Origin of the sequence: Mesorhizobium newzealandense (genome assembly GCF_042682145.1) — a bacterium.
GTDB lineage: Bacteria > Pseudomonadota > Alphaproteobacteria > Rhizobiales > Rhizobiaceae > Mesorhizobium > Mesorhizobium newzealandense.
In genome coordinates this window covers 42,913-63,773 of sequence record NZ_JBHUGZ010000008.1, presented here as the reverse complement: position 1 = coordinate 63,773, position 20,861 = coordinate 42,913, and the positions used below count along the sequence as shown (strand labels likewise).

Annotated in this window: 20 protein-coding genes and 1 pseudogene; 9 read left to right on the top strand and 12 right to left on the bottom strand. The window is 61.2% G+C overall.

All coding sequences use genetic code 11. The annotated features are described in order from the left end of the window. From ACFSOZ_RS13305 to ACFSOZ_RS13290, 4 genes are read left to right on the top strand one after another with little or no spacing between them, the layout of a single operon-like run. The gene (locus ACFSOZ_RS13305) at positions 1-639 is read left to right on the top strand and encodes a TadE/TadG family type IV pilus assembly protein (protein ID WP_379098345.1); all 639 of its coding nucleotides are present in this window, start codon (positions 1-3) and stop codon (positions 637-639) included. Then, positions 636-1,799 carry an AAA family ATPase gene (locus ACFSOZ_RS13300; RefSeq protein ID WP_379098342.1) on the top strand — a complete coding sequence of 388 codons (1,164 nt, stop codon included), beginning with the start codon at positions 636-638 and terminating at the stop codon, positions 1,797-1,799. The genes ACFSOZ_RS13305 and ACFSOZ_RS13300 overlap by 4 nt, the downstream gene beginning before the upstream one ends. Continuing rightward, positions 1,783-2,373, top strand: coding sequence for a L,D-transpeptidase (locus ACFSOZ_RS13295; RefSeq protein ID WP_379098339.1), 591 nt, complete (start codon positions 1,783-1,785; stop codon positions 2,371-2,373). The genes ACFSOZ_RS13300 and ACFSOZ_RS13295 overlap by 17 nt, the downstream gene beginning before the upstream one ends. After that, the gene (locus ACFSOZ_RS13290) at positions 2,370-2,957 is read left to right on the top strand and encodes a hypothetical protein (protein WP_379098336.1); all 588 of its coding nucleotides are present in this window, start codon (positions 2,370-2,372) and stop codon (positions 2,955-2,957) included. Before ACFSOZ_RS13295 ends, ACFSOZ_RS13290 begins: the two co-directional genes overlap by 4 nt. 59 nt (positions 2,958-3,016) lie before the next feature. Here ACFSOZ_RS13290 and ACFSOZ_RS13285 read toward each other — a convergent pair whose 3' ends face one another. Beyond that, complete coding sequence (locus ACFSOZ_RS13285) at positions 3,017-3,553, bottom strand: hypothetical protein (RefSeq protein ID WP_379098334.1); 537 nt, start codon at positions 3,551-3,553, stop codon at positions 3,017-3,019. Positions 3,554-4,132: 579 nt separating this feature from the next. Between ACFSOZ_RS13285 and ACFSOZ_RS13280 the strand changes: the two genes are divergently transcribed. After that, on the top strand, positions 4,133-4,462 hold the full coding sequence (locus tag ACFSOZ_RS13280) for a hypothetical protein (RefSeq protein WP_379098331.1): 330 nt from the start codon (positions 4,133-4,135) through the stop codon (positions 4,460-4,462). Between the two features lie 731 nt (positions 4,463-5,193). Here ACFSOZ_RS13280 and ACFSOZ_RS13275 read toward each other — a convergent pair. After that, on the bottom strand, positions 5,194-5,559 hold the full coding sequence (locus tag ACFSOZ_RS13275) for a response regulator (protein WP_379098328.1): 366 nt from the start codon (positions 5,557-5,559) through the stop codon (positions 5,194-5,196). Further along, positions 5,552-6,604, bottom strand: coding sequence for an HWE histidine kinase domain-containing protein (locus ACFSOZ_RS13270; protein ID WP_379098326.1), 1,053 nt, complete (start codon positions 6,602-6,604; stop codon positions 5,552-5,554). The genes ACFSOZ_RS13275 and ACFSOZ_RS13270 overlap by 8 nt, the downstream gene beginning before the upstream one ends. A gap of 560 nt (positions 6,605-7,164) precedes the next feature. Between ACFSOZ_RS13270 and ACFSOZ_RS13265 the strand changes: the two genes are divergently transcribed. From ACFSOZ_RS13265 to ACFSOZ_RS13255, 3 genes are all read left to right on the top strand, one after another. Further along, a complete protein-coding gene (locus ACFSOZ_RS13265; RefSeq protein ID WP_379098323.1) occupies positions 7,165-8,739 on the top strand; it encodes a polysaccharide biosynthesis/export family protein in 1,575 nt (524 codons plus the stop codon). A gap of 731 nt (positions 8,740-9,470) precedes the next feature. Next, a complete protein-coding gene (locus ACFSOZ_RS13260) occupies positions 9,471-9,668 on the top strand; it encodes a hypothetical protein (protein WP_379098320.1) in 198 nt (65 codons plus the stop codon). A 145-nt stretch (positions 9,669-9,813) separates the two neighbouring features. Continuing rightward, positions 9,814-10,104: an alpha/beta fold hydrolase gene (locus tag ACFSOZ_RS13255; protein ID WP_379098317.1), complete on the top strand. Its 291-nt coding sequence runs from the start codon at positions 9,814-9,816 to the stop codon at positions 10,102-10,104. A 262-nt stretch (positions 10,105-10,366) separates the two neighbouring features. Here ACFSOZ_RS13255 and ACFSOZ_RS13250 read toward each other — a convergent pair whose 3' ends face one another. From ACFSOZ_RS13250 to ACFSOZ_RS13210, 9 genes and pseudogenes are all read right to left on the bottom strand, one after another. Then, complete coding sequence (locus tag ACFSOZ_RS13250; RefSeq protein WP_379098314.1) at positions 10,367-11,098, bottom strand: ABC transporter permease; 732 nt, start codon at positions 11,096-11,098, stop codon at positions 10,367-10,369. Positions 11,099-11,102: 4 nt separating this feature from the next. Beyond that, complete coding sequence (locus tag ACFSOZ_RS13245) at positions 11,103-11,810, bottom strand: ABC transporter permease (protein WP_379098311.1); 708 nt, start codon at positions 11,808-11,810, stop codon at positions 11,103-11,105. A 162-nt stretch (positions 11,811-11,972) separates the two neighbouring features. Beyond that, positions 11,973-12,770 carry a transporter substrate-binding domain-containing protein gene (locus ACFSOZ_RS13240; protein ID WP_379098308.1) on the bottom strand — a complete coding sequence of 266 codons (798 nt, stop codon included), beginning with the start codon at positions 12,768-12,770 and terminating at the stop codon, positions 11,973-11,975. Positions 12,771-12,846: 76 nt separating this feature from the next. Beyond that, on the bottom strand, positions 12,847-14,862 hold the full coding sequence (locus tag ACFSOZ_RS13235; protein ID WP_379098305.1) for a DUF2817 domain-containing protein: 2,016 nt from the start codon (positions 14,860-14,862) through the stop codon (positions 12,847-12,849). Between the two features lie 22 nt (positions 14,863-14,884). After that, on the bottom strand, positions 14,885-15,895 hold the full coding sequence (locus tag ACFSOZ_RS13230) for an FAD-binding oxidoreductase (RefSeq protein ID WP_379098813.1): 1,011 nt from the start codon (positions 15,893-15,895) through the stop codon (positions 14,885-14,887). Between the two features lie 6 nt (positions 15,896-15,901). Then, a pseudogene (locus ACFSOZ_RS13225) lies at positions 15,902-16,411 on the bottom strand (FAD-binding oxidoreductase); the annotation flags it as partial. After that, complete coding sequence (gene hisC, locus ACFSOZ_RS13220; protein WP_379098302.1) at positions 16,408-17,529, bottom strand: histidinol-phosphate transaminase; 1,122 nt, start codon at positions 17,527-17,529, stop codon at positions 16,408-16,410. The gene hisC and the pseudogene ACFSOZ_RS13225, both read right to left, overlap by 4 nt. Positions 17,530-17,572: 43 nt before the next feature. Continuing rightward, positions 17,573-18,703: a 2Fe-2S iron-sulfur cluster-binding protein gene (locus tag ACFSOZ_RS13215; protein WP_379098299.1), complete on the bottom strand. Its 1,131-nt coding sequence runs from the start codon at positions 18,701-18,703 to the stop codon at positions 17,573-17,575. Continuing rightward, complete coding sequence (locus ACFSOZ_RS13210; RefSeq protein WP_379098296.1) at positions 18,700-19,740, bottom strand: aromatic ring-hydroxylating dioxygenase subunit alpha; 1,041 nt, start codon at positions 19,738-19,740, stop codon at positions 18,700-18,702. Before ACFSOZ_RS13210 ends, ACFSOZ_RS13215 begins: the two co-directional genes overlap by 4 nt. A gap of 122 nt (positions 19,741-19,862) precedes the next feature. On the opposite strand from ACFSOZ_RS13210, the gene ACFSOZ_RS13205 reads away from it, so the two are divergent. Beyond that, complete coding sequence (locus tag ACFSOZ_RS13205) at positions 19,863-20,789, top strand: LysR substrate-binding domain-containing protein (RefSeq protein ID WP_379098293.1); 927 nt, start codon at positions 19,863-19,865, stop codon at positions 20,787-20,789. Positions 20,790-20,861: the final 72 nt, after the last annotated feature.

Sequence of the window (20,861 nt, the reverse complement as noted above, 5' to 3'; positions counted from 1 at the left end):
ATGATCCAGCGTTTTGCAAAATCGGAAGACGGCGCGGCGATGGTGGAAATGACCATCGTCTCGTCGCTGCTGTTTGCGCTTGTCCTCGGCTTCGTCGATTTCGGTTACGCGTTCTATCAATGGAACGAGGCGACCAAGGCCGTGCAGGTCGGCGCCCGGCTGGCGTCGATCTCCGATCCGGTTGTCAGCAATCTGACGGCCTCTGCCCCCATCGCAACACCGGGTGCCCCCATCGCGGCTGGCGCCTACGGTCCGTTTGTCTGCAAGTACACCGGAGCCACCGGTGCATGCAGCAATGGCGGCACATTCGATGCTGCCGCCTTCAGCCGTATTTTCCGCGGCGACACCGCAAACACCGCCAATGACGTCTGTCCGGCGCTGGCCGCCAACCAGCGGCCAGGCATGTGCCACTTCTTCGCGGGACTGCACCGCGACAACGTCGTCGTCACCTACTCGGCCACCGGCCTCGGCTACCAGACCCGTCTGGGCGGACCGGTGCCGACGATCACCGTCAACCTACAGAACCTGACCTTCCAGTTCTTCTTTCTGAAAGGACTTATGGGTTTTAATGACATCTCCATGCCCTCCATGCTGAGCACGGTCACGGGCGAAGATCTGAAGAGCGCAGCGCCAACATGAACGCCATCAACACCAAGGTTACGCCGACCAAGCGAAAGCAGGTGGCGTTATTTTCGTCGGATCCGAACTTCAAGCGCGACGTGGCGACACGGCTCGACGCGCTGGCCATCTACGATGTCCGGATTTCCGAGACGGGCGACTTTCTCAAGGGTCCGCCCGCGGAAACGCGCCCGGGTATCGTCATCCTCGATCTCGGCAATGGCGAGTTGCTCGGCAGGCCCGGCATCGTCGAGGCGCGCGCCCTGTGGGCGGCCGTGCCGCTGATCGCGGTTTCCGGCGAGCTGACCTCGGAACAGACGCGCGTGCTGGTGCGCATGAACGCCTCGGACTGGCTGCACAAGCCGCTCGACGGCAAGGAACTGCTCAACGCAGTGACCTTCCACGACACCGGCAACCAGGGAACGAAAAGCCGGATCATCACCTTCATCGGCGCCAGCGGTGGTGCTGGCGCCACGACGCTCGCGCTGTCGGCGGCCGAATTCCTGGCCTCGAAATCGACTGAGCGCGCGGCGTCCACCTGCCTGGTCGATCTCGATTTCCAGAGCGCCAATTGCGGCGCCTACCTCAACCTGTTCAACCAGTTCGACCTTGCCGGCATCATCGGCCAGCCGGAACGGCTCGATGTCGAGCTGATGGATGTCATCAAGCTGTCGCGCCCGTCCGGCCTCACCCTCTATGCGTTCGAGAGGCCGCAGCTGCCATTCGAGCCGCACGGCAGCGATTTCGTCTTCCGGCTGCTGGACCTCGTCGCCTACCGCTTCGACGACATCGTCATCGACCTGCCCAATCTCGAAACGCCCTGGCACAATTCCGTGTTGTCGACGAGCGACGAGATCTTCATCGTCTTCGAACTCAATGTCGCTTCGCTGCGGCAAGGCAAGCGGCTCTACAGGAAGATCCGCGAGCTGCGCGGCAATGCGGTCAGCATCACGCTGGTCGCCAACAAGCACAAGCGCAAATGGTTCGGGAACCATTTCTCGCGCAGCGAACTCGAAAAGATATTCAAAGCGCCGCACATCAAGTCGGTCGCGCTGGACAATGCCCTTCTGACCGACGCGCTGAACAGGGCCATCACGCCTTCCGAAGTGGACGGGCGGGCGCGCTTCAACAAGGATCTGAGTCGGATGTTCAAAGAGCGGCTCGATGAAGCTGCCCGATAGATATCGGGTCGCCACGAGGCTGGCCGGCGCCTGCGTGCTCGGCATGGCGCTGGCGCTGTCCGTCCAGGACTTCGCCGACGCGCGATCGGCGCTTTCGGATCGTCCGCCGCTGCCGGCGATGGGGCCCAGCCTGCGCAAGACGGTTGCCTTCGCAACCACCGAGCAGCCCGGAACGATCATCATCCGCAAGAACGAGAAGGCGCTTTACCTGGTGACCCGCCAGGGCCAGGCGCTCCGCTACCAGATCAGCGTCGGACGCGACGGGTTTGGCTGGACGGGCGTCGTCAAGGTGGGAGCCAAGACCGAATGGCCGGAGTGGCGCCCGCCACAGGAAATGCGGGCCCGCCAGCCGGAGCTGCCGAAAATGGTGCCCGCCGGCCCCTACAACCCTCTCGGCGCAAGGGCGCTCTATTTGCTTCGTGACGGTCGCGACACACTCTACCGGATACACGGCACCAACGATCCGTCGGGTGTCGGATTCGACGGGACATCGGGATGTTTTCGGCTTACCAACACCGATGTGATCGATCTTTTCAAGCGCGTCGCGGTGGGCGCAAAGGTGGTTGTTCAATGACGACGATCAGCGAACCGGAGATGCCGACGATCATTGCCGAGCAGCTTGAACCGCCACTGCTCGACCGCGTCACGAGCCGGCACCGGCTGGCCGTCGCGGTCGGCGTCGGACTGACGCTGTTTGCCGTCCTCAATGCCACGGCCGCCGTCTATCTCTTCCGGGGGATCTCCGATCTGCGCGTCGTGGAGGGGCGGCTCGAGGAACTCGGAGCGTTCGAGCAACGGATTTCAGCACGGTTCGACACGGTCAACAACGGCTTCCAGAGCCGGTTCGAGAAACTGGACCGCCAACTGCAAGGCAGCTTCAACGAGATCAATAGCAACGTTGCCCAGCTGGCACTGACTAGGCCGATCGCCGACGGCGAGGCCACGCCGGGTGCGGTGGAGCCGCCGGAGATGACCACCAGCACGCTGGCGGAAGCGCCCGAAGCTCTCGAAGGCGAAAGCGCGAGCGAACCCGGTGTCATCGAAGCGCCGCGTGCGCCTAGGAAAAGGGCCGCACCGGCAGCGCCCCCTCCCCCAAGCTCCAACTACCAGCGCATCCAGCAGGCTGACGGCAAGGTCACTTACCGCAGGATCAATTAGACCTTGTAGGGCATAGACTTGGCAGGGACGCACAGGCGGCGAATGCCGTCTTGAACGGTTTAGATATCCCGCTGCAGAGCCAGGATGCGGACGGTCCGGGCTTCGGCCCGCGCCCGCGCTTCGGCGAGGAAGGTGACGTGGCAGTATGCACACGCCGCGGTGCCCAGCAGCAGCACCAGGCTGCTCTTCAAGGTGAAATCAACCGTCAGCGAGAACGGAAGACCGCTGGGCGACGTGAATGCGGCGATCGTGCTCGCCGTTTCCGAGTTGCCGCCGACCGCGATCATCAGCCCGGCGAAAATCAAGGCGACGTGGTTGGCGAGGAAGAAGAAAGCCGACCTTCTGGTGTGGCACGCCATCCAGCAGGCGATCGCTGCGGCAGCAAGGACGACGGCGTCGACAGTCATCGATTCACCCAGATTGAAATCGATCTGCTGCCAAAACATCGTCGACCAAGGGCGCAGTTCAAGCCATATCCACCATGCGGTGGGGCTGGCTGGATAGGTTCCCAGCAAGACGGTCGCCATGCGCTCCCCTGCGAGGATCGCAAGAATGAGAAGCGGGAAGGCAAAAAGCAGAAGCGGCTTGCGTTTCATGTTCCCTCGGCAATCTGCCAGTCAAGGTAGACTGCATAGATTGCTCAAGGCTTAACGGCCCTGGCCGACAGACGCCGATGGCCCATGCGGTGAGGACCGGAACAAATCACGGCACGATCGAGAAAGCTTCGAAGCGCCTGCACAGGGAGCGTCCCAGCGGTGGCCTATACGGTGAATTGGTACGGAAAAGAGGGCATCGTTGAAAAGACGCCCGTCGAAAGCCTCGAAGGAGGACTTGCCGACTGACTCGGTTCAGGCAAGGACAAAACCGGCCAGAAGGACCGCAACAACAAGCGATAGAGGTACGGCAAGAAGCCAGCGAGCCTCCAGAATGCTGTTATGCTGACTTTCCATTGCAGGGACCTAGTACCAGCGTCCGCGACCGTAAAAACCGCCACCACCCAGCAGAATAACAATAAGAACTATGACCAAAATTGTGGTGATATCCATAATGCACCTCCTGAGCGAGGCCGGCCGGATTCGCCGTTCGCCCTCTTGCCCTGTAGGGTAGGAATTGTTCCTACCACTTTGATATCCACCAACGTTTCGCACGGCATACTTGTTCCAATGGACTCAGGCATGACCAGCCCAACCGAACCGTTGGCCTCTCACCTCTCCTGGAAAGGTTTCAGAAACCATGTCCGGGTTCACCAAGGAACCAACCGGCCCGACGATTTCTTTAGCTGCATGAAAAAACCTGGCCCGCTCGGAACGGAAGATCACGACCACACCGGTTCAGTCCGTACGCCGCCCGAATTGCCATCCCAACATCAGGATGCTGAAGGCGATTTCGGCGGCCGATTTGGATATGGGCATCCCGCTCACAGGCCGGATCCTTTTGCCACATACACGTTCTCGGCCGGGGCTGTTCGGCCTCTGCCGGTCGATAACAAGAAAAGATGGCGCTGATCGCTGTGCAAAAACCCTATGAAACAGCCTATTTCGCCAGGAAGCACGGGATCACCCAGGCCCAGGCACGACGGATCACCAAGGACTTCGGCCCTTTACGTGTCAGGTGCGACATTGCCGCCCAGGATCTGAACTTGGCCCTGACAGGCTCATCGCCCTTGCTGGGCGTCAGCCAGCATCGGTGTCTTCGGTACCGAAGGAGTAGCTGAATTCTGAACGCAGACGGCCAAGCCGATGCATCGGCGTTGGCACAATCAGCGAAGCCACTTCCTGAACCTCGCGGCTTTGTTCCGCACGAATGCAGCAGCTGCCGCATCACACGTTCTGCGCGATGGTCCATTCGCGGCGATGATGAACTTGGCGTCTCTCAGCGTGAGGCCGTGCTTCTTTGCAAAGTAGATTGCTGCATAAGGCTCGTCTTGGGGTATGCCCCCGTTCGTGTAGGCCATTTGTGCCTCGCATGATGGATATAGCCTGGCTCGGCCTCTCCGCGCGCGCAGTCTGGTACGTCAACCTTCGACGACAGGCGAAGGTTCCAAATCAAGTGTGGAACCTCCAACTATAGGGCAAGGTTAAAGCTTGATGTTCGAAGGCTTTCGACTTGAGACAATCCAGCTGCCCGAGGCGATGTCTCGGGTCAGGCACGGCGATTCAGGACCACCGGTTCTGCTTCTGCATGGCCATCCTCGTACGCCAGGCGGCGATGGCCAGTCAGCGAATCTGGTTCTCGATCAGGGAGAAAGAAGCCGTTCGAGTTTTCTGGTCAGTTCATCAAAGCTGAACGGTTTGCGAAGGACGGCGCGGTCGCTAAAACCTTCGCGCATGTCGCGATCGGTGTTGCCAGTCGAATAGATGAACGGCACGCCGCGCTCGGCGAGCGCGTCGGCCACGGTATTGCTGTCGTCGCCATCCAGATTCATGTCCAGCATGGCGGCATCGAAAATCTGTGCTTTGATCAGGGCGATCGCTTGTCCAATCGTAGCCGCGGAGGTGACGGACTCGCATCCAAGATCGCTCAGCATGTCTTCAATCATCATCAGGACCAGAATTTCATCCTCGACAACGAGGAAGCGTCGGCCGGCAAGCAGTTTATCCATCGTGAATTCCCGGTACCGGAATGTTCATCGTGCAGATCAACCCGTCCGGGCGATAGTCAAGTTGCACAGTGCCTTCGAGTTCGTGGGTCAGGCCGCGCTCGATCACGCGCGAGCCGAACCCCTGTCGTGACGGTGGCGTAACCGGTGGTCCGTCCTTCTCTTGCCAGGACAGGATCAGTCTGCGGCCCACAGACGTCGGCTCGATCGTCCAGTCGATCTGGATAGAGCCCTTGTCGTTGGAAAACGCACCATATTTCACCGCGTTGGTCGCGAGTTCGTTGAACGCGATGCCGAGCGCCAGAGCCGCCTTTGTCGAAAGGCGGATGTTTTCGCCGGCAATCACCAGGCGCTCCGACCGCCCGTCGGTGACGCCGAACGGTTCCAGGGCGTCGTGGAGCACATCGAGCAGCCCGGCGCTGTGCCAATTTTCCCGGGTCAGCAAATTGTGCGATCGGGCGAGCGCAAACAGCCGGGACTCGACGGCTTCGCGGATCGCTCGCGGATCGGAATTCGCTCGCGATGCCTGCCAGACGATCGACTGCACCGTTGCAAGCGTGTTCTTCACACGATGGTTCAGTTCGTCGATGAGCATTTTGAATTGCGCCTGCTCCTCCTTGTGTTTGGTCAGATCGACGAAGGAGGCAAAATACTGGACGATGGCGCCGCTCTTGTCCTGGACAGGATTGGCGAAAAGACCCGCCCAGAATTCCGTGCCATCCTTGCGCCTGTAAAGTATTTCCGTGCCCACCTCCGCTTTGGCTTCGAACTCGACCTTGATGCGCTTCAGCGCCCCGGCGTCGGTGGCATCCGCCATCAGGAAATTGAAGTGCTGACCGAGCACCTCTTCCCTCGCGTATCCGGTCAGGGCGAGGAAGGCGTCATTGGCAAAGATGATGGGATGGCCGGGTTCTTTCGCATCGGCGAAAACCATGGCCATTCGTGTTGTCTCGGCGGCAACAACGAACGGGCCAAGGTCGTTGTGAAAGCCCGCGACTTCGGCTTCGGCGTCCTGCTGCTCTTCGGACTTGGCGACTACGCTGGACATGTCGTTAACCGGTCGGCGTCCGCTATGCCGTTGACCGCCATCGCGCTTCTCCCGTGGTTAAGGGGCGAAAGCGTGATCGACTCTTTCAATTGCCAGCGCCCACTCACAGGCTGACAACATCTGCTTTGTACGCTTCCGACAGTCAGTTAGCGAGTCGTTCCGCGCCCCGCTGAATTGGCCGCAGCCACGCCTCGCTGGAACGATTGTTTGGAGCTGCCGTTCCTTGACTGCTGCGGACCGCGTCAACCGGGCGTGGCGGTACGGTGAACAGGATGGTTTTCCCGGTTTCATATCCTGACCACGAATGGCAAAAGCGCCTGTCCCGCCCGGTCCCCAGCAACAGTGGCTAATCCTCATGGAAGGTCGAATCGCACAGCAGTCGGCTGTCGAGCCTGGTACGGACGCGTCCGCTTACCCAATTGGGCGATGCAACTTACGCTCTATTTGGTACTCACCACTGCTGATCGATCTTGCTAGGCTCACGCCGTGAGCTTTGTGCTGCGCGTGATGGTCCGTGACCTTTGTGCTGCGCGTGGTCTGTGAGTCATGGAGGTCCAGTGATGGATCATGTCCAGAGGTCCAAGGCCGATTGCCACAGCCCTGCATTCCACGGTGGCAACCGGCGATTCTCAACCATGGCAGCCTCGTTTCATGACACCAGCAAGAGGTCGCGCGGCGCCACGATAAGCCTCATCCCGTTCTGCCTCATCCTGTTGTTTGGTGCCCCAGCAAGGGGTCAATCGGAGACTGACGACAGGCTCGTCCCCCAAGACACTGTCGAGCTAAAGGTCTCGGGGTGGGATGCCTTGCGCGGCGGCGTTACAGAGGGCGTGGAGCTCAACGGTGCTTTTACGATCGATACAGCCGGGACGCTGGATCTTCCGGTCATTGGGCACGTTCCGGCCTTGGGTCTGCATGAGAGTGAATTGGCAAAGCTGATTACCGATCGCTTACAGGCCAGAAGTGGCTTCGACGTGCGTCCCGTCACGACCGTCCAGCGCAGTCAATCGGCAGCGTCTTCGGGCGGCGCCAAGGTCGAGGGACACCCGCCCGGGGCGCCGCCAGACGTGAACGGTTCTCGCACATTGGTGGAGGCGGCCGCGACGGGGCTAGAACGGGAACGATCCAAGACGGATGCGTCACTGACGGTTGCGTCACTGCATGAACTATCGGCCGTTCGCAAGGAGCTTGAGGCGGCTCGCCAGCAGGCGTCTGCAGATCGTCAGTCCGCAGACAAGGTTGAGCAAGTTCTTCGCAGCGAGCTGCAAGCGGCGCGAGAGCAACTTGATACGATGCGGCGCGTCACAGCCGACGCAGGCGCGCGGGCGCGTGCGATTGCAGACGCGACGACTCTTCAAGGGCAAGCCCTTGACGAGCAAAAGCAAAGGGCCGAACGGCTCGCGCGGGATCTGGCGACGGCGCAGCGCGAAGTCGAAAGCTTGCAGGCCAAAGCCGCTCTCGCGATCCACGACAAGGCCGCCGCACTCGGAGCGCACCAGGCTGCGGAGGCTTCCCTGTCTGGAGCGAGGCGCGCGCTTGACGAGGAGCGGCAGAAGGTTGAACGCTTCGAACGCGATCTTGCCACGGCGCACCAATCTCTCGATGCTCTGGAGGCAAGCGGAAAACTGGCCGTGGCTGCACAAGTGGCCGGCATTCGGGGCCGCGAGGTTGCCGAGGCCGCTGCAAAGCGAGCCGGCGAGGCGCTCGCATTGGAACGCGGGAGAGCAGATGCTCTCGAGCGCGATCTCGATGCTGCTCGCCAGGATCGCGACGCGGCAAAAGACGAAGTCGCCCGGCTCTCTGCTGCCTTGGAGCAGCAACGCGAAAGGGCCTTTGGCCTGGCCCGCGACCTCGCTGCGGCGCGCAATGAAACCGACATCCTGAAAGCTCGCGATGCGCCTCGCGATCAGCGCATCGAGCCCGCTCCCAAAGCACCCGCCGGTGATCGCGCAGGCCCTCGTACCAGTGCACTCGCAGGGAAACGGGCCCGATCGGCCCGTGAGCCCGAAAGGCGTGAAATCCGCAAAGTGGTGGTCCGCAAGTCACCGCGACCTGTTCGGCTGACGACGATTAGCCTTCCCGCCGCGTTGCTCCCGACGCGGGCGCCATTGCGCCCAGCACAAGGAATATGGTGATGCGCAAATTTCTGGCTGCCGCATTGGCGATGGCAGTTGCGATCGGGCCTGCTTCGGCTCTTGATGCGGGCCTTGGAGGCAATGTCGGTGGTATCGGGGTCGGCGCCGGCCTGGGCGTTGGCTCGAACGGCGCCTCCGTCGGTGTTGGTGCGAGCGTGGGCGGAATCGGGGGAGCAACCGTTGGAGGATCGGTCGGCACGAGCGGGGGATCGGCTGACCTTGGAGGCAACGTCGGTGGCGTCGGGGTCGGCGCCGGTCTGGGCGTTGGCTCGAACGGCGCCTCCGTCGGTGTTGGCGCGAGCGTCGACGGAATCGGGGGAGCAACCGTTGGAGGGTCGGTCGGCACGAGCGAGGGATCGCCTGGCGCCAACGTTGGAGCCGGCACCAGCCTCAGCGGCGTAAGCGGCGGCGTTTCGGCACCCGGTGCGGGAGACCAATCACCCGGTGCTGGCGCAGCTCCGCCCGGTACGGTAAGTGGTCGAGCGAGCGCTGCGTTGGGAGGTACCACAGGGTCAGCGAGTGTCGGTGCCGGCAAGAAGGCGGCTGCCATAGTCGTGACCAGGGGCGTGCGACACGCAATCGCCCTACCACACAGCCTCTGGCCTTCCAAAGGTGGTCGCGACACGTTCGGGTCAAGCACCACAGCCTATCCGATGCGACGGCTTCAGGTGCCGTCAAAGGCGATACCTGGCACTCCGCCTGCCGTGGTTCGCGTCTGCCGTCAGGCGATCATGGCGGCTGCGAAGCCCCTTGGCGCCGTGCGTGTGCACGCAGTCAGCGCAGGTGCCCTGCGCCGGCATCGTCGCGGCGCCCTCACCGCACCGATTGAGGTGCGGATAGACTATGCAAGACAAGGCGGCATCGAGGTTCGGCAGGCGCGGGTCGGATGTCGCCTCGACGCGGCGGGCTGGGTCGTCGCGGTGATATAGGTTTGATCAATCTGGTGGGTGTCCGACGTCTCACTGGCGGCCACCTCACCTGCGCCGCGAGCGGGATGCCGCGGCCGATCGCGCAGTATCGGCAGCCAGTTCTCCGGCTGCGAGCGCCTGCTCAGGCTCGGCCGGACGCCGCGTCGTGACCGACAAAGCGACCCGCCGTCACTACGCCGCGATCTACGCCAGGCCCGGCGCGATGCATGCCGCATTCGCCCAGTTCCTTGCGATCGACCAGAAGGACGTGGCCGACAACCTCAAGCCGATGGAGACGAAGCTGACGATGCCTGTGCTCGGCATCGGCGCCGAGAAGGTCTTCGGCGCCAACGTAGCAGTGCAGATGCGCAACGCGGCGACAACCGTGCAGGAAGTCACAGTGCCGAACGCCGGCCACTGGCTGATGGAGCGCCCGCGGCGACGATCGCCGAGGTGAAGGACTTCCTCGCGGCGCACTGAGTCCGGCGGCCGCTCCTTCGCCCGAGTCACCCCGATGCCCGTGGATCGCAGGCTTGGGTGACTTAGCGGAGCGAATGCAGGGCCATCAGCGGACCGTGGCATCAGTGACAGGAATCTCAAGCCGTGCGAGGCAACCCGCCCGCGTGACGCTGGCAAACAGGGAAGTTAGAACGGCAGAACCACTGAAGTTGGTAACCTAGCTTGAAGCTGCCGGAGCCACCGGTGTCCAACGCCAAAAGTTACAAAACGGCCGCAGAACCCTGCGGGCGGGGTGCGCTCAATCCTTGGCGAGATTGCGTCTCATGCCGCATGAGAAAACGCTCTAACAAGCGAATGGTCGCAATCAACAACAGATTGATGACCAGATAGAGTATTCCGGCAATGGCGAAAATCTCGAAGATTGCGAAGGTCTGACTCATGAGCCGCTTCGCATAACCGGTGATTTCAAGCACAGTAATTGTGGATGCCAAGCTTGTACCTTTGACGACAAGAATGAGCTCATTTCCATATGCTGGCAGCGCTTGGCGGATCGCAAGTGGGAACTCGATGCGACGGAAACGCAGCATACGCGACATGCCGCAGGCCTGGCCCGCCTCGACAAGACCTACCGGGACGGACATCAATCCTCCGCGCAGAATCTCGGACGTATATGCGGCGGTGTTGAGCGCAAGTGCCAGTACAGCGCAGCGCGAACCATCGCTGATGATCCACCATAAGAGGGCATTATCCCTGATCAGGGAGACTTCCCCAAGCCCATAATAGAACAGGAAAATCTGCACCAGCAGCGGCGTTCCGCGAAAGATATTGCTGTAATATTTGGCGAAGCCTGACAGGAGGCGATTCGCAGATAACCTCATCAGGGCCAATCCCAGACCAAGATTGAAGCCTATCAGAACCGAAATCAGTGTTAGCGCGGCCGTAACCCATAGGCCTTTGAGCAGAACCGGAACCGCGAGCTGGATGAGGTCCATCGTCTTACTTTCTTGTCCGGAGCCTGAGCACGCGTTCGATCCCGTCGAACCCGGCTTGGCTTACAAGCGTGATGACAAGGTAGACGACGGCCGCGATCAGATAAAAGATGAACGGAGGGCGGGTGGAGTTTGCACCTACGTATGAAATACGCATCAACTCCTGAAGGCCAACCACCGAGACCAAGGCCGTATCCTTGATGGTGGTCTGCCAGACGTTGTTTATACCGGGAACTGCGATGCGCAGCATCTGCGGCGCGATAATTCGGCGAAAGATACGGCTGCCTGGCAGCCCGAGAGCGCGCGCAGCCTCGATGTGCCCGTTGGGAATCGCTCCCAATGCCCCACGCACGACCTCGGTCGAATATGCGCCAGAGATGGCGCCGATGGCGATCACTGCAATGACGAAGGCGTAGCCGCTCTCCGCTACCCCTGCGTAGCCGAAAGCGGTGACGACCTTCGTCACGAATTCAACCGAACTGAAAAACAGCAGGTAAATAATGAGCAGTTCAGGAACGCCGCGCACCACCGATGTGTAACCGTCGACTAGAAGTGAAAGGGGAAATATTCTGGCCCATTTGATGAGACCGCATACGATGCCGATCATCAGCCCGGCCGCCATACTGACCACGCCTACGGCAATCGTTACCGCAGCACCTTGCAAGATGGCGGTCACCCAACCAGCTTCCCAAACCTGCCAGAGACCGAATTCCATCTGAGTTGCCCTAGTCTGCCGCGCTAAAGAGACAAATTTGGATGTGAACCGCGCTGGCCGAGTTTGCCAGCCCCGAGGCCGGCGCCATCAGACGAGCGCTAAGCCTGACTTTCGCATGCGCCTGGCTTGGCCAGGCGCATGCGGTGTCGTTTTTGAACGCCGTTATTTGCAGGGCCGGGAAATGTCCGATTTGAACCATTTCTGGCTCGCCTTGCCGATCGAGCCGTCAGCGATCAGCTCGCAAAGTGCCTTGTCGATATTGGCCTTGAGCTCGGTGTTCTCCTGCGCGATGCCAACGCCTATTCCCTCGCCAAGCGTGGGATCGAACGTGCTCTGGATCTTGACGCCGACCAGCTGGAAGTTTTTGCCATCCGGTTTGTCCAGGAAGTCCTGCAGCGCGGATTGGTCGGCAAAAGCAGTGTCGATACGACCACTCGCAAGGTCGATCTGCATTTGGTCGAGCGTATCGTATGTTTTCAGGTCGGCATTCGGCGCACGCTTCTCAAGAAAATGGGCGTGTGTCGTGCCGGCCTGCACGCCGACCTTCTTGCCATCGAGCGATTTCAGCAGTGTGTCGACGTCCGTAACGCCCGCAAGATCTGAGCCCTTTGCTGCGATGAACATGTTGGCCAGTTCGGCGTACCCGACGCTGAAGTTGATTTCCTTTTTTCGATCGGCGGTGATCGACATGCCCGAGATGATGACATCGAACCGCTTGGCTTTGAGCGCGGGGATGAGTCCGTCGAAGGCCTGCACGACGAAATGGCACTTCACACCAAGCTTGGTGCAGAGCAAGGCACCAACATCCGCGTCAAAACCGGTGACGTTGCCATTGGCGTCGGACATGCTCCATGGAGGATAGGCACCCTCCGTGCCGATGGACAGTTCACCTTCGGCGGCAACGGCGCTTGCCATCCCACCCACAAGAAATGCGAGCAGCGTCAAGATTTTCAGTCTCATAGTCAGTTCCCCTTGTTGTTGGTCGTCATTGTTGTTGTCCGGTGCGAACCGAACGCTTCGAGGACGCGGCTTCTCCTCACAGTGTCCGTGCCAGGAATTGACGCAGACGCTCCGAGCGCGGGCTGCCGAACAGCTCCGCGGGTGCGGCCTCTTCCTCCACCTTTCCCTGGTGGAGAAACAGAACCTTGTGGGAGACCTCGCGCGCGAACTGCATCTCGTGCGTCACGAGGATCATGGTGTTGCCTTCCTCCGCCAGTTGACGGATCACCCGCAGCACCTCGCCGACCAGCTCGGGATCGAGCGCCGATGTCGGTTCGTCGAAGAGGATGACTTTGGGACGCATCGCAAGCGTGCGGGCGATCGCGGCACGCTGCTGCTGGCCGCCTGATAACTGGCCCGGATAATGGGCGTGCTTCTCGGCGAGCCCGACCTTCTTCAGCAAGGCGTGCGCGTGTTCGACGGCCTTTTCGCGAGGCTCTTTCAACACATGCCGGGGCGCCTCGACAATGTTCTCCACCACCGTCATGTGCGGCCAAAGATTGAAGTTCTGGAAAACCATGCCGACGCGGGCACGAATTCGCTCGACCTGAGCCATATCGGCCGGTCCAAGACGACCGTTCGCCAACGGCTTCATCTTGATGACCTCGCCGTCGATGGCGACCTTGCCGCCATCGGGCTGTTCCAGAAGATTGATGCAACGCAGGAACGTGCTCTTGCCGGAGCCGGACGAGCCGATCATTGAAATCACTTCACCGGCATGGGCGGTGAGATTGACGCCCTTCAACACCAGAAGGGAACCGAAGCTCTTGTGCAGCTCATCGATCTGCACGGCAGGCGTCGTGATCTTGCCGTCGTCCGCAGGCACCAAATCGGCCACTGTGGCGCGAACAGTTGATGGCGTTTGTCCGGGATGGCGGCTGTTGTCTTTTGCTATCTCGACGGCCTGCAGATCGGTCAACGCGCGGTCGAAGTAGCGCAGGCTGCTGGACAAGCAGGTCCGCTGCCAATCCGGATCGTTCGGGATGAAGGCGGCGCGCAGCGTTTCCCGGATCCGCTTGCCCAGCGGCGAATCGATCTTGCCGAAAAGATGCAGCCAGTTGTCTGCTTGCACCGCCTCCATGACGGCAGGCCCGTCCAGCGTGCCGCATTCAACGACAAGCGGCAGCACGCGCGCGTTCGGTATCGCCTTTCGGACGGCATCGGAGACATAGCCGGTCGCCGTGGTGGCGATGCCGGTGCCTGTCTTGGCGCTTGGACCTGTCAAGACTGTCGCAAGCGCTGGGCCGAAGATGGATTTGCCCCAGGCAAGGCCGGGGTGCTCCGAACTGGCGACCGAAAGCAGAGCCGGATAACCGTAGGGTCCGGCACCCGTATGCAGGTCGAAGACGATGACCTGGCGCGCATCCCCCGCAAAGGTCGTCAGGATTTCGTTCAACGTGCGGTTCGACCAGACAGGACCGCCGCCGCCATAGAACATCCCATCGACGAATTCATACTGACCGGCCTCGACGATCGCCCCCAGCCCGGCGTGCCCGAGTTTTTTCCTCGCCACAGCGAGTTTCTCGTCAGCACCGATGCGATCCGGCCCTTCCCATTCACGGCAAGTGAGGGCGTCGTGAAGACCGGCATAGCCATTGTTGACCGGCGCGGGTCCCGACCAATCTATGAAGTTGCGGTTGAGGTCGACATTGTCTTCGTTGACGCGTCTCGACCACGCTGTTCCCCAAGGGTTGATGAGATGGATCGCAAGGATCGCGGTGTCCTCGGGCAAGCGCCAGGGGCTGTTCTGGTTAAGCCAGGCCGTCTGGCAGGTCGAACCGAATGGTCCCTCGACACCATGTGTGCCGGAAATCAGCACCAACAGTTTCGTCGCGTCGCGGTGTCCAAGCAGCGCAACATCGGTAGCCAAGTCCTCGCCATCTGGGCCGTTAAGCGGATGAAGGTATTCAAACAGTTCCGCGCCCGCCCGCTGGGCCGCCGCGCGAAATCCCTGGCGCAAGGTGGCGAAACCTGCAGCATAGGGTGACACCTGCTCATCATGACGCGCTGTTGAGCCCGCGGGGCGATTGGCAGCTCCGGTCGATCCGTTCATTCCCAGTCGTTCGGCGGCGGGGCTAATCATGGGTGAGATCGTTCTCGTTTTGAGGTGGTAATCGACGCGCTTCGTTGGAAACAAACGGCTCAGCAGACCTGACAAACCAGGCGTCGCAAGGCAGAACCTTGTCGGGATTCATAATCGACTGATCGTCCAGCACTCGTTTCACCCGCTCCATCACGGCGAGCTTTGTCGGGTCAGCCGTCGCCAGGAGCGAATGGATGCGCTTCGACCCAACCCCGTGCTCGGCGGAAAATGACCCGCCGATCTCCCGGATGCGGTGGTAAAGAACGCCCTCGACCGCATCCGCGATCTGGCGAGGAAGCGGACCTCGGCGGTTGAGCACGATATGCAGGTTCCCATCTGCAAGATGTCCGAAGACGTACGGAGCCAGGTCAGATTCGATCGCCGCGAGCCCGGCCAGGATCCTTTCGAGATAGGCTGGAATTTCCGACAATGGGACGGACACGTCGAAGGAAGGTGCGCCGGGATGGGCGCGGTAGATCACGCTGGTGTCCTCGCGCAGCCGCCAGAGATCGTTCTCTTGTCGCCGTGAGCCGGCAATGATGCCTGTCGCCTCCGGAAAACACTCCATCGTTTCTGAGAATATCCGCTCGAAATCCTCTCGCAGCGCATCCTCTCGCGCTCCGCCCAGCGACAGCAGCAGGTATATCGGCTGGTCGAGCGCAACGCCGGGTTCGGACCACTCATGGGCGGCGGCGGCCTGGCTGAAACATGAGTTCCACATTGCTTCGGCCGCGCGCAGATGTCCGACATCTGATTCAAGGGCCATACGGATGGTCTGGAGAGCCGCCTCGACCGAAGGCAGCCCGAACAGCACGGTGGCGGTGGCGCGCGGCAAAGGGTCGAGCTTGACGACCACGCGGGTGACGATGCCGAGCGTTCCTTCGGCGCCGATGAAGAGATGCTTCAGATCGTAGCCGGCTGAATTCTTCACGACCCGCGTAAGATCAGAGTAGACGGACCCATCGGCAAGCACTGCCTCGAGCCCAAGGACGCGATGGCGCATGACGCCATTGCGAAAGGCCATCACACCACCCGCGTTGGTGGATACCATGCCGCCGATCGTCGCCGAGCCGCGCGCGGCAAGATCGATACCGGGCTCCAGTCGATGCTCAAGCGCGGCAGCCTGCAAAGCTTCGAGGGTGACGCCGGCACAGACGACGGCCACGCGTTCGACCGGATCGAGCCGCTCGATGCGATTCATGCGTGCCATCGAAAGGACGATCTCGCCCGACCGCGAGACACTTCCACCGACTAGACCGGTCCGCCCGCCTTGCGGCACGATGGGAATCTGATTTTGGGCGCAGATGCGAACCACCGCCGCGACCTCGTCCGTCGATGAGGGCGCGACGACAATGCCGGCGCCGCAATCTACGCTGTTCGAGCCAAGGTCGATCACCCCGGCATCCGCTCCCGTCAGCACATTCGAGGCACCGACGACGGCACGAATGCTATCGACGACTGGCAGCGGTACCGCATGGTCGATCGAATTCGTTTGCCTTGGGGAAGCGGGGCCGCTCATCGATCCATCAAGCCATGAAGCGCGGCGATCAGCCGGTCATTGTCTGCAGGTGAGCCGATGGTGACGCGCAGATAGCGTTCGTAGCTGGTTTCGCGCCATGCCTTGACGATGATCCCCTGCTTCAGGAGATCGGTGGCGAGGCTCGAACTGTCGCCTTTGCAGTCGAAGAACAGAAAGTTGGTTTGCGACTGTGCAACCCGAAAGCCAAAGCCGGCAAGTGCGGCGGCGGCACGCTTGCGTTCAGCCCTGACGCGGCTCGCCGAGGCCCTCATCCAGCTTTCGTCGGCAAGTGCAGCGATGGCCGCTATCTGCGCCGCAGCGTTGACGTTGAACGGCGTCTTTGCTGCGGCGACCACCCTCGGCAGTTCAAGACCGGAACAGACGGCATAGCCCACGCGCAGTCCCGCCAGCCCATAGGCCTTCGAAAATGTCCGCAGCACCACATAGTCGATGCCACTGCTGCGCAGAACCTCGATGCCGTCAGGGGCGCCGGGATCAGCAAATTCGAAATAGGCCTCGTCCAGGACAAGAAGCGTGCCGGGCCGCACGGCGCCGATCAGCCGTTGCAGGCTGGGATGGTCGAGACCCGGCCCGACCGGGTTCCACGGCGAGGATATGAAAACGATCCGTGGCCGGGCGGCGATCGCCGTCTCGAGCGCGGCAAGATCGAACCCCATTTCGGGTGTCATCGGAATCTTGACGACATCGGCACCGGCCGCCAGCGGCTCTATCTCATGCAGGCCGAAGCTCGGCACCGTCGTGACGACCGAGGCGCCCGGCACCAGGACGGCGCGCGAGATGGCGGCGATCATCTCCTCGGAACCATTGCCGGCAACGATCTGGCCAGGATCGACCGCCAGTTTTTCGCCAAGCGCCGACCGCAGCGCCGTGCAGGCCGGATCGGCATAGCGCCATGGCTCGAACGATGAGGAGGCCAATGCCGCCATGACGGTGGGAGAACACCCATCCGGGTTCTCGTTGCTGGCCAGGCGCGCGATGTCGTGGCGGCCACTCAGCGCCCGCGCCATCGCGATGTTCATGCCGGCATTGTAGGGCGGCAAGGCGGCGATATGTGGATTGAGCGGCAGGCTCGACGCTGGTTTGACCGACTGTTCCAAATCCCGACTTCCGTTTCTTTGCGCCCACGCGCGCACAATCTTGTCAAATATCCAGAACGACTGATCCGCGCGGCTTCGAGCAGCACAGCAGCACTTCGCCTGCGTTCAGTTCGTCCAGCGGTTCTTCGAAATAATCGACGTCGCCCGAAATCAGGTGCGACTTGCATGTGCCGCAGATGCCGGCACGGCAGCTGAACTCCGGCAACAGACCCTGGTTCTCGGCGAAGTCGAGCAACGATGCGGCCGAGCCATCCCAGACGGCCGTCAGGCCCGACTTCCGGAATTCCACGGTTGTCGCCTCCCCGGCCGCCTCGATCCTTGCCGGCTGCGCCGGAACTGCGGGAGCTCGCACGGCATCGGGCTCAAGCACCGTCGCCGGGCCGAAGAATTCGTAGGCAATGCGATGCTTCGGCACGCCAAGCTCGCGAAGCAGGGCATAGATCGCCTGCATGAACGGCGGCGGACCACACAGGTAGAAATCATAATCATCGATCGGCAGCAGTCGCTGCAGTATTTCCGGCGAAATCATGCCCTCGCTGTGGAAGCGTTGGTCGGCCTTATCGCGTTCGGTCGGGGATCGGTAGCAGTAATGAACAGCCAGCCCAGGTCGCGTGGCAACCAGGTCGGTCACCTCGTCGCGCAAGGCATGCACGTCGCCGCTTTCGCAGGCGTGAATGAAGACGGCGCGGCGGTCGGACATCGAAGCCAGTGCATGCAGCATCGACACCATCGGCGTTAGGCCGACGCCGCCGCTGAGTAGAACGACCGGCCGGGTACTGGTTTTGTCGAGCACGAAATCGCCGCGCGGCCCTTGCGCCGTCAGCACGTGGCCGACGTCAACCTCGTCGTGCAAGAAACATGAGCTTTTCCCGTCGGGAAGTCCCGGCGCGGGTGCAGCCTCGCGCTTGACGCTGATCCGATAGCGACCCGCGGCACCCGGCGAACTGGAGACACTGTAGTTGCGCAGCACATATCCCTTGTCGCCAGCGGCTTCCCGCGGAACCGGAATCCGAAACACCAGGAACTGACCCGGTTCGAATGCGAGCCAGTCCTGCGGGTTGGCCGGCTCGATATGGAACGATGTGATGATGGCGCTTTCCTTCACCTTCGCGACCACCTTCAGGTCGCGAAACCCGCTTCTTGCAATACTGTCGCGGGCGGTGAATGCGTTCATTCGGCGGCCGCCAATTGTTGGCTCTCGCTGGCGATCAGCTTGGCGAGGTTGCGGCGAAAACGCAGCGGCCCGACATCGATCTTGAGGTCGAGATTGGGCGTCCGCTTGTTGGCCATGCCCTTGTGCACGGCATTGAGCACGGCGCGATCCTCATCGAACGCGCCGCGCACGGAGGTGGCAAACTGGCGCGAAACCTCCAAATCGTCGGGCGCGAAATTGCGCATCTGGAACCAGTAGTATTTCGTCTGGTTCTCATCGACTGGCGTCATGAAATTGTAACTGTCCATGAGGAATACGTCCTCATGGAGTGGCTTGCCCTCGCCGCCAGTGCGGGCCGGAACGAAAATCGCCTTGATGATCGCGTTGGAGGGGTAGCGCACCTCGTAGTGCTGCTTGCGGTCGCAATTGCCAGCGAATTTGAGGAACGGCGCATAAAATGGCGCGGGCTTGGCATCGACGACCCAGCGCCACACGGTCACGCCATCTGCACCTACCGTGGTTTCGAGCGGCGCATCCTCCATTGCCTGGACACCGCCGAAGGACGATTGGTGTACCCATGACACATGGGAAGGATCGAGCAGGTTGTCGGTCATGTAGAGGTAATTGCAATCGAGCAACATCGACTCGCCGCGATTGACCCCCCAGGTCGGGTCTCCCCAGTGATCGACCTCGAAAATCAAGCCAGGATCGGCCTTTTCTGCTTGGCCCATCCATATCCAGAGCAGCCCGTAACGTTCGGCAATCGGGTAGGAACGAACGCATGCTACATGCGGTATCTTTTCAGCACCGGGCACACGCGTGCAGGTTCCAGTGCTGTCAAAAGTCAGACCATGATAGCCGCATTCGACCGTGTCGCCCTTGATGCGGCCCATGGACAGCGGCAGCTTGCGATGAGGGCACGCGTCTTCGAGCGCCGCCACGGCACCATCCGTCCGGCGATAGAGGACAATGTCTTCGCCAAGGATTCGGGTGGGCTTCAGCTGGTCTGTGACCTCATGGTCCCATGCGGCAACGTACCAACAGTTTCGAAGAAACATGGCGTCCTCCCGAGCTTGTGAACGCCAACACGGGTACCTCTCGGGCACGAGACGACATAGTGCTTGCATCTGCGTTCTATTTTAGAAATGCTAAAACAAGCCGACCCCAGGATCATACCCAGGTGAAAAAAACGCCCCCCCTGCGCGCGATACAGGCCTTCGAGGCTTTCGGTCGATGCGGCAGCGTGACGGCTGCGGCCAATGAGCTTGGTGTTTCCGTCGGTGCGGTCAGCCAGCAAATCCGCAAGGCTGAAGATGTGCTCGGGCTCAGTTTGCTCGAACGCCGTGGCAGGAACGTTGCCCTTACGTCATGGGGACGTACCTACCATGCTGCCATTTCCTCAGGCTTCGACCAGATTCGCAACGCCCAGCACATTGTCGAGCGGGCGCGATCGGAAAGCGCGCTGACCATCTCCTGCCTTCCATCGCTCGCCAGCAAGTGGATCGGGCCAAAGCTTCTGGATTGGCAAACAGGCCACGCCGGTGCGACGGTGCGTCTCATCGGCGCCGAGCAGGAGCCGCGTTTTGACAAGGATCAGGTTGATTTCCGGATCTCGTACGGCACGAAGATTCACGACTACGATCACTATACCGAACTGTTCACGGATTGGGTGGTGCCTGCTTGCGCACCCGGATTGCTGGCCAATCGACCTGTCCGCAAGCCCTCGGATGTTCTTGATTTTCCTCTCCTGGGCATAGAATGGGCACGAGATCATCAATCGCCGCCAAGTTGGGCTGAATGGGCAAGCAGGATCGGCGCGTTACATCGAAAGACGTCCGGCGAAGTTGCCTTTTCGTTGTCGAGCGCCGCGATCGACGCTGCGGTAAATGGAAAGGGGTTTGTGCTTGCCCAATTGTCCATGGCCGCTGACGATATCGCTGCTGGCCGGCTCATCGTGCCATTCGATCAGCGGATCAAGTTGTCTGATGCCTATTTCCTTGCCTGGGACCGTGCGGCGCTGGAGAAGCCATTTGCACCAGAACTCCGTGCCTGGATCGTTTCGATCTCCAAACGCCTGAACGCTTCTCCAGCCGATCGGGATCGGTGAGTGGCATTCACATGCTAACGAAAACCAATCTCGATCGTCACAGAGAGCGGCATTTCGCGCCAGCTAGCAGGC

Excerpts from the sequence above, each read along its gene's own strand:
- ACFSOZ_RS13215 (WP_379098299.1), bottom strand. The coding sequence starts at position 18,703 with ATGAACGCATTCACCGCCCGCGACAGTATTGCAAGAAGCGGGTTTCGC.
- ACFSOZ_RS13280 (WP_379098331.1), top strand. The coding sequence starts at position 4,133 with ATGACCAGCCCAACCGAACCGTTGGCCTCTCACCTCTCCTGGAAAGGT.
- ACFSOZ_RS13285 (WP_379098334.1), bottom strand. The coding sequence starts at position 3,553 with ATGAAACGCAAGCCGCTTCTGCTTTTTGCCTTCCCGCTTCTCATTCTT.
- ACFSOZ_RS13270 (WP_379098326.1), bottom strand. The coding sequence starts at position 6,604 with ATGTCCAGCGTAGTCGCCAAGTCCGAAGAGCAGCAGGACGCCGAAGCC.
- ACFSOZ_RS13245 (WP_379098311.1), bottom strand. The coding sequence starts at position 11,810 with ATGGAATTCGGTCTCTGGCAGGTTTGGGAAGCTGGTTGGGTGACCGCC.
- ACFSOZ_RS13240 (WP_379098308.1), bottom strand. The coding sequence starts at position 12,770 with ATGAGACTGAAAATCTTGACGCTGCTCGCATTTCTTGTGGGTGGGATG.
- ACFSOZ_RS13295 (WP_379098339.1), top strand. The coding sequence starts at position 1,783 with ATGAAGCTGCCCGATAGATATCGGGTCGCCACGAGGCTGGCCGGCGCC.
- ACFSOZ_RS13290 (WP_379098336.1), top strand. The coding sequence starts at position 2,370 with ATGACGACGATCAGCGAACCGGAGATGCCGACGATCATTGCCGAGCAG.
- ACFSOZ_RS13210 (WP_379098296.1), bottom strand. The coding sequence starts at position 19,740 with ATGTTTCTTCGAAACTGTTGGTACGTTGCCGCATGGGACCATGAGGTC.
- ACFSOZ_RS13235 (WP_379098305.1), bottom strand. The coding sequence starts at position 14,862 with ATGAACGGATCGACCGGAGCTGCCAATCGCCCCGCGGGCTCAACAGCG.
- ACFSOZ_RS13265 (WP_379098323.1), top strand. The coding sequence starts at position 7,165 with ATGGATCATGTCCAGAGGTCCAAGGCCGATTGCCACAGCCCTGCATTC.
- ACFSOZ_RS13260 (WP_379098320.1), top strand. The coding sequence starts at position 9,471 with ATGGCGGCTGCGAAGCCCCTTGGCGCCGTGCGTGTGCACGCAGTCAGC.
- ACFSOZ_RS13305 (WP_379098345.1), top strand. The coding sequence starts at position 1 with ATGATCCAGCGTTTTGCAAAATCGGAAGACGGCGCGGCGATGGTGGAA.
- ACFSOZ_RS13230 (WP_379098813.1), bottom strand. The coding sequence starts at position 15,895 with ATGCGCCATCGCGTCCTTGGGCTCGAGGCAGTGCTTGCCGATGGGTCC.
- ACFSOZ_RS13275 (WP_379098328.1), bottom strand. The coding sequence starts at position 5,559 with ATGGATAAACTGCTTGCCGGCCGACGCTTCCTCGTTGTCGAGGATGAA.
- ACFSOZ_RS13300 (WP_379098342.1), top strand. The coding sequence starts at position 636 with ATGAACGCCATCAACACCAAGGTTACGCCGACCAAGCGAAAGCAGGTG.
- ACFSOZ_RS13250 (WP_379098314.1), bottom strand. The coding sequence starts at position 11,098 with ATGGACCTCATCCAGCTCGCGGTTCCGGTTCTGCTCAAAGGCCTATGG.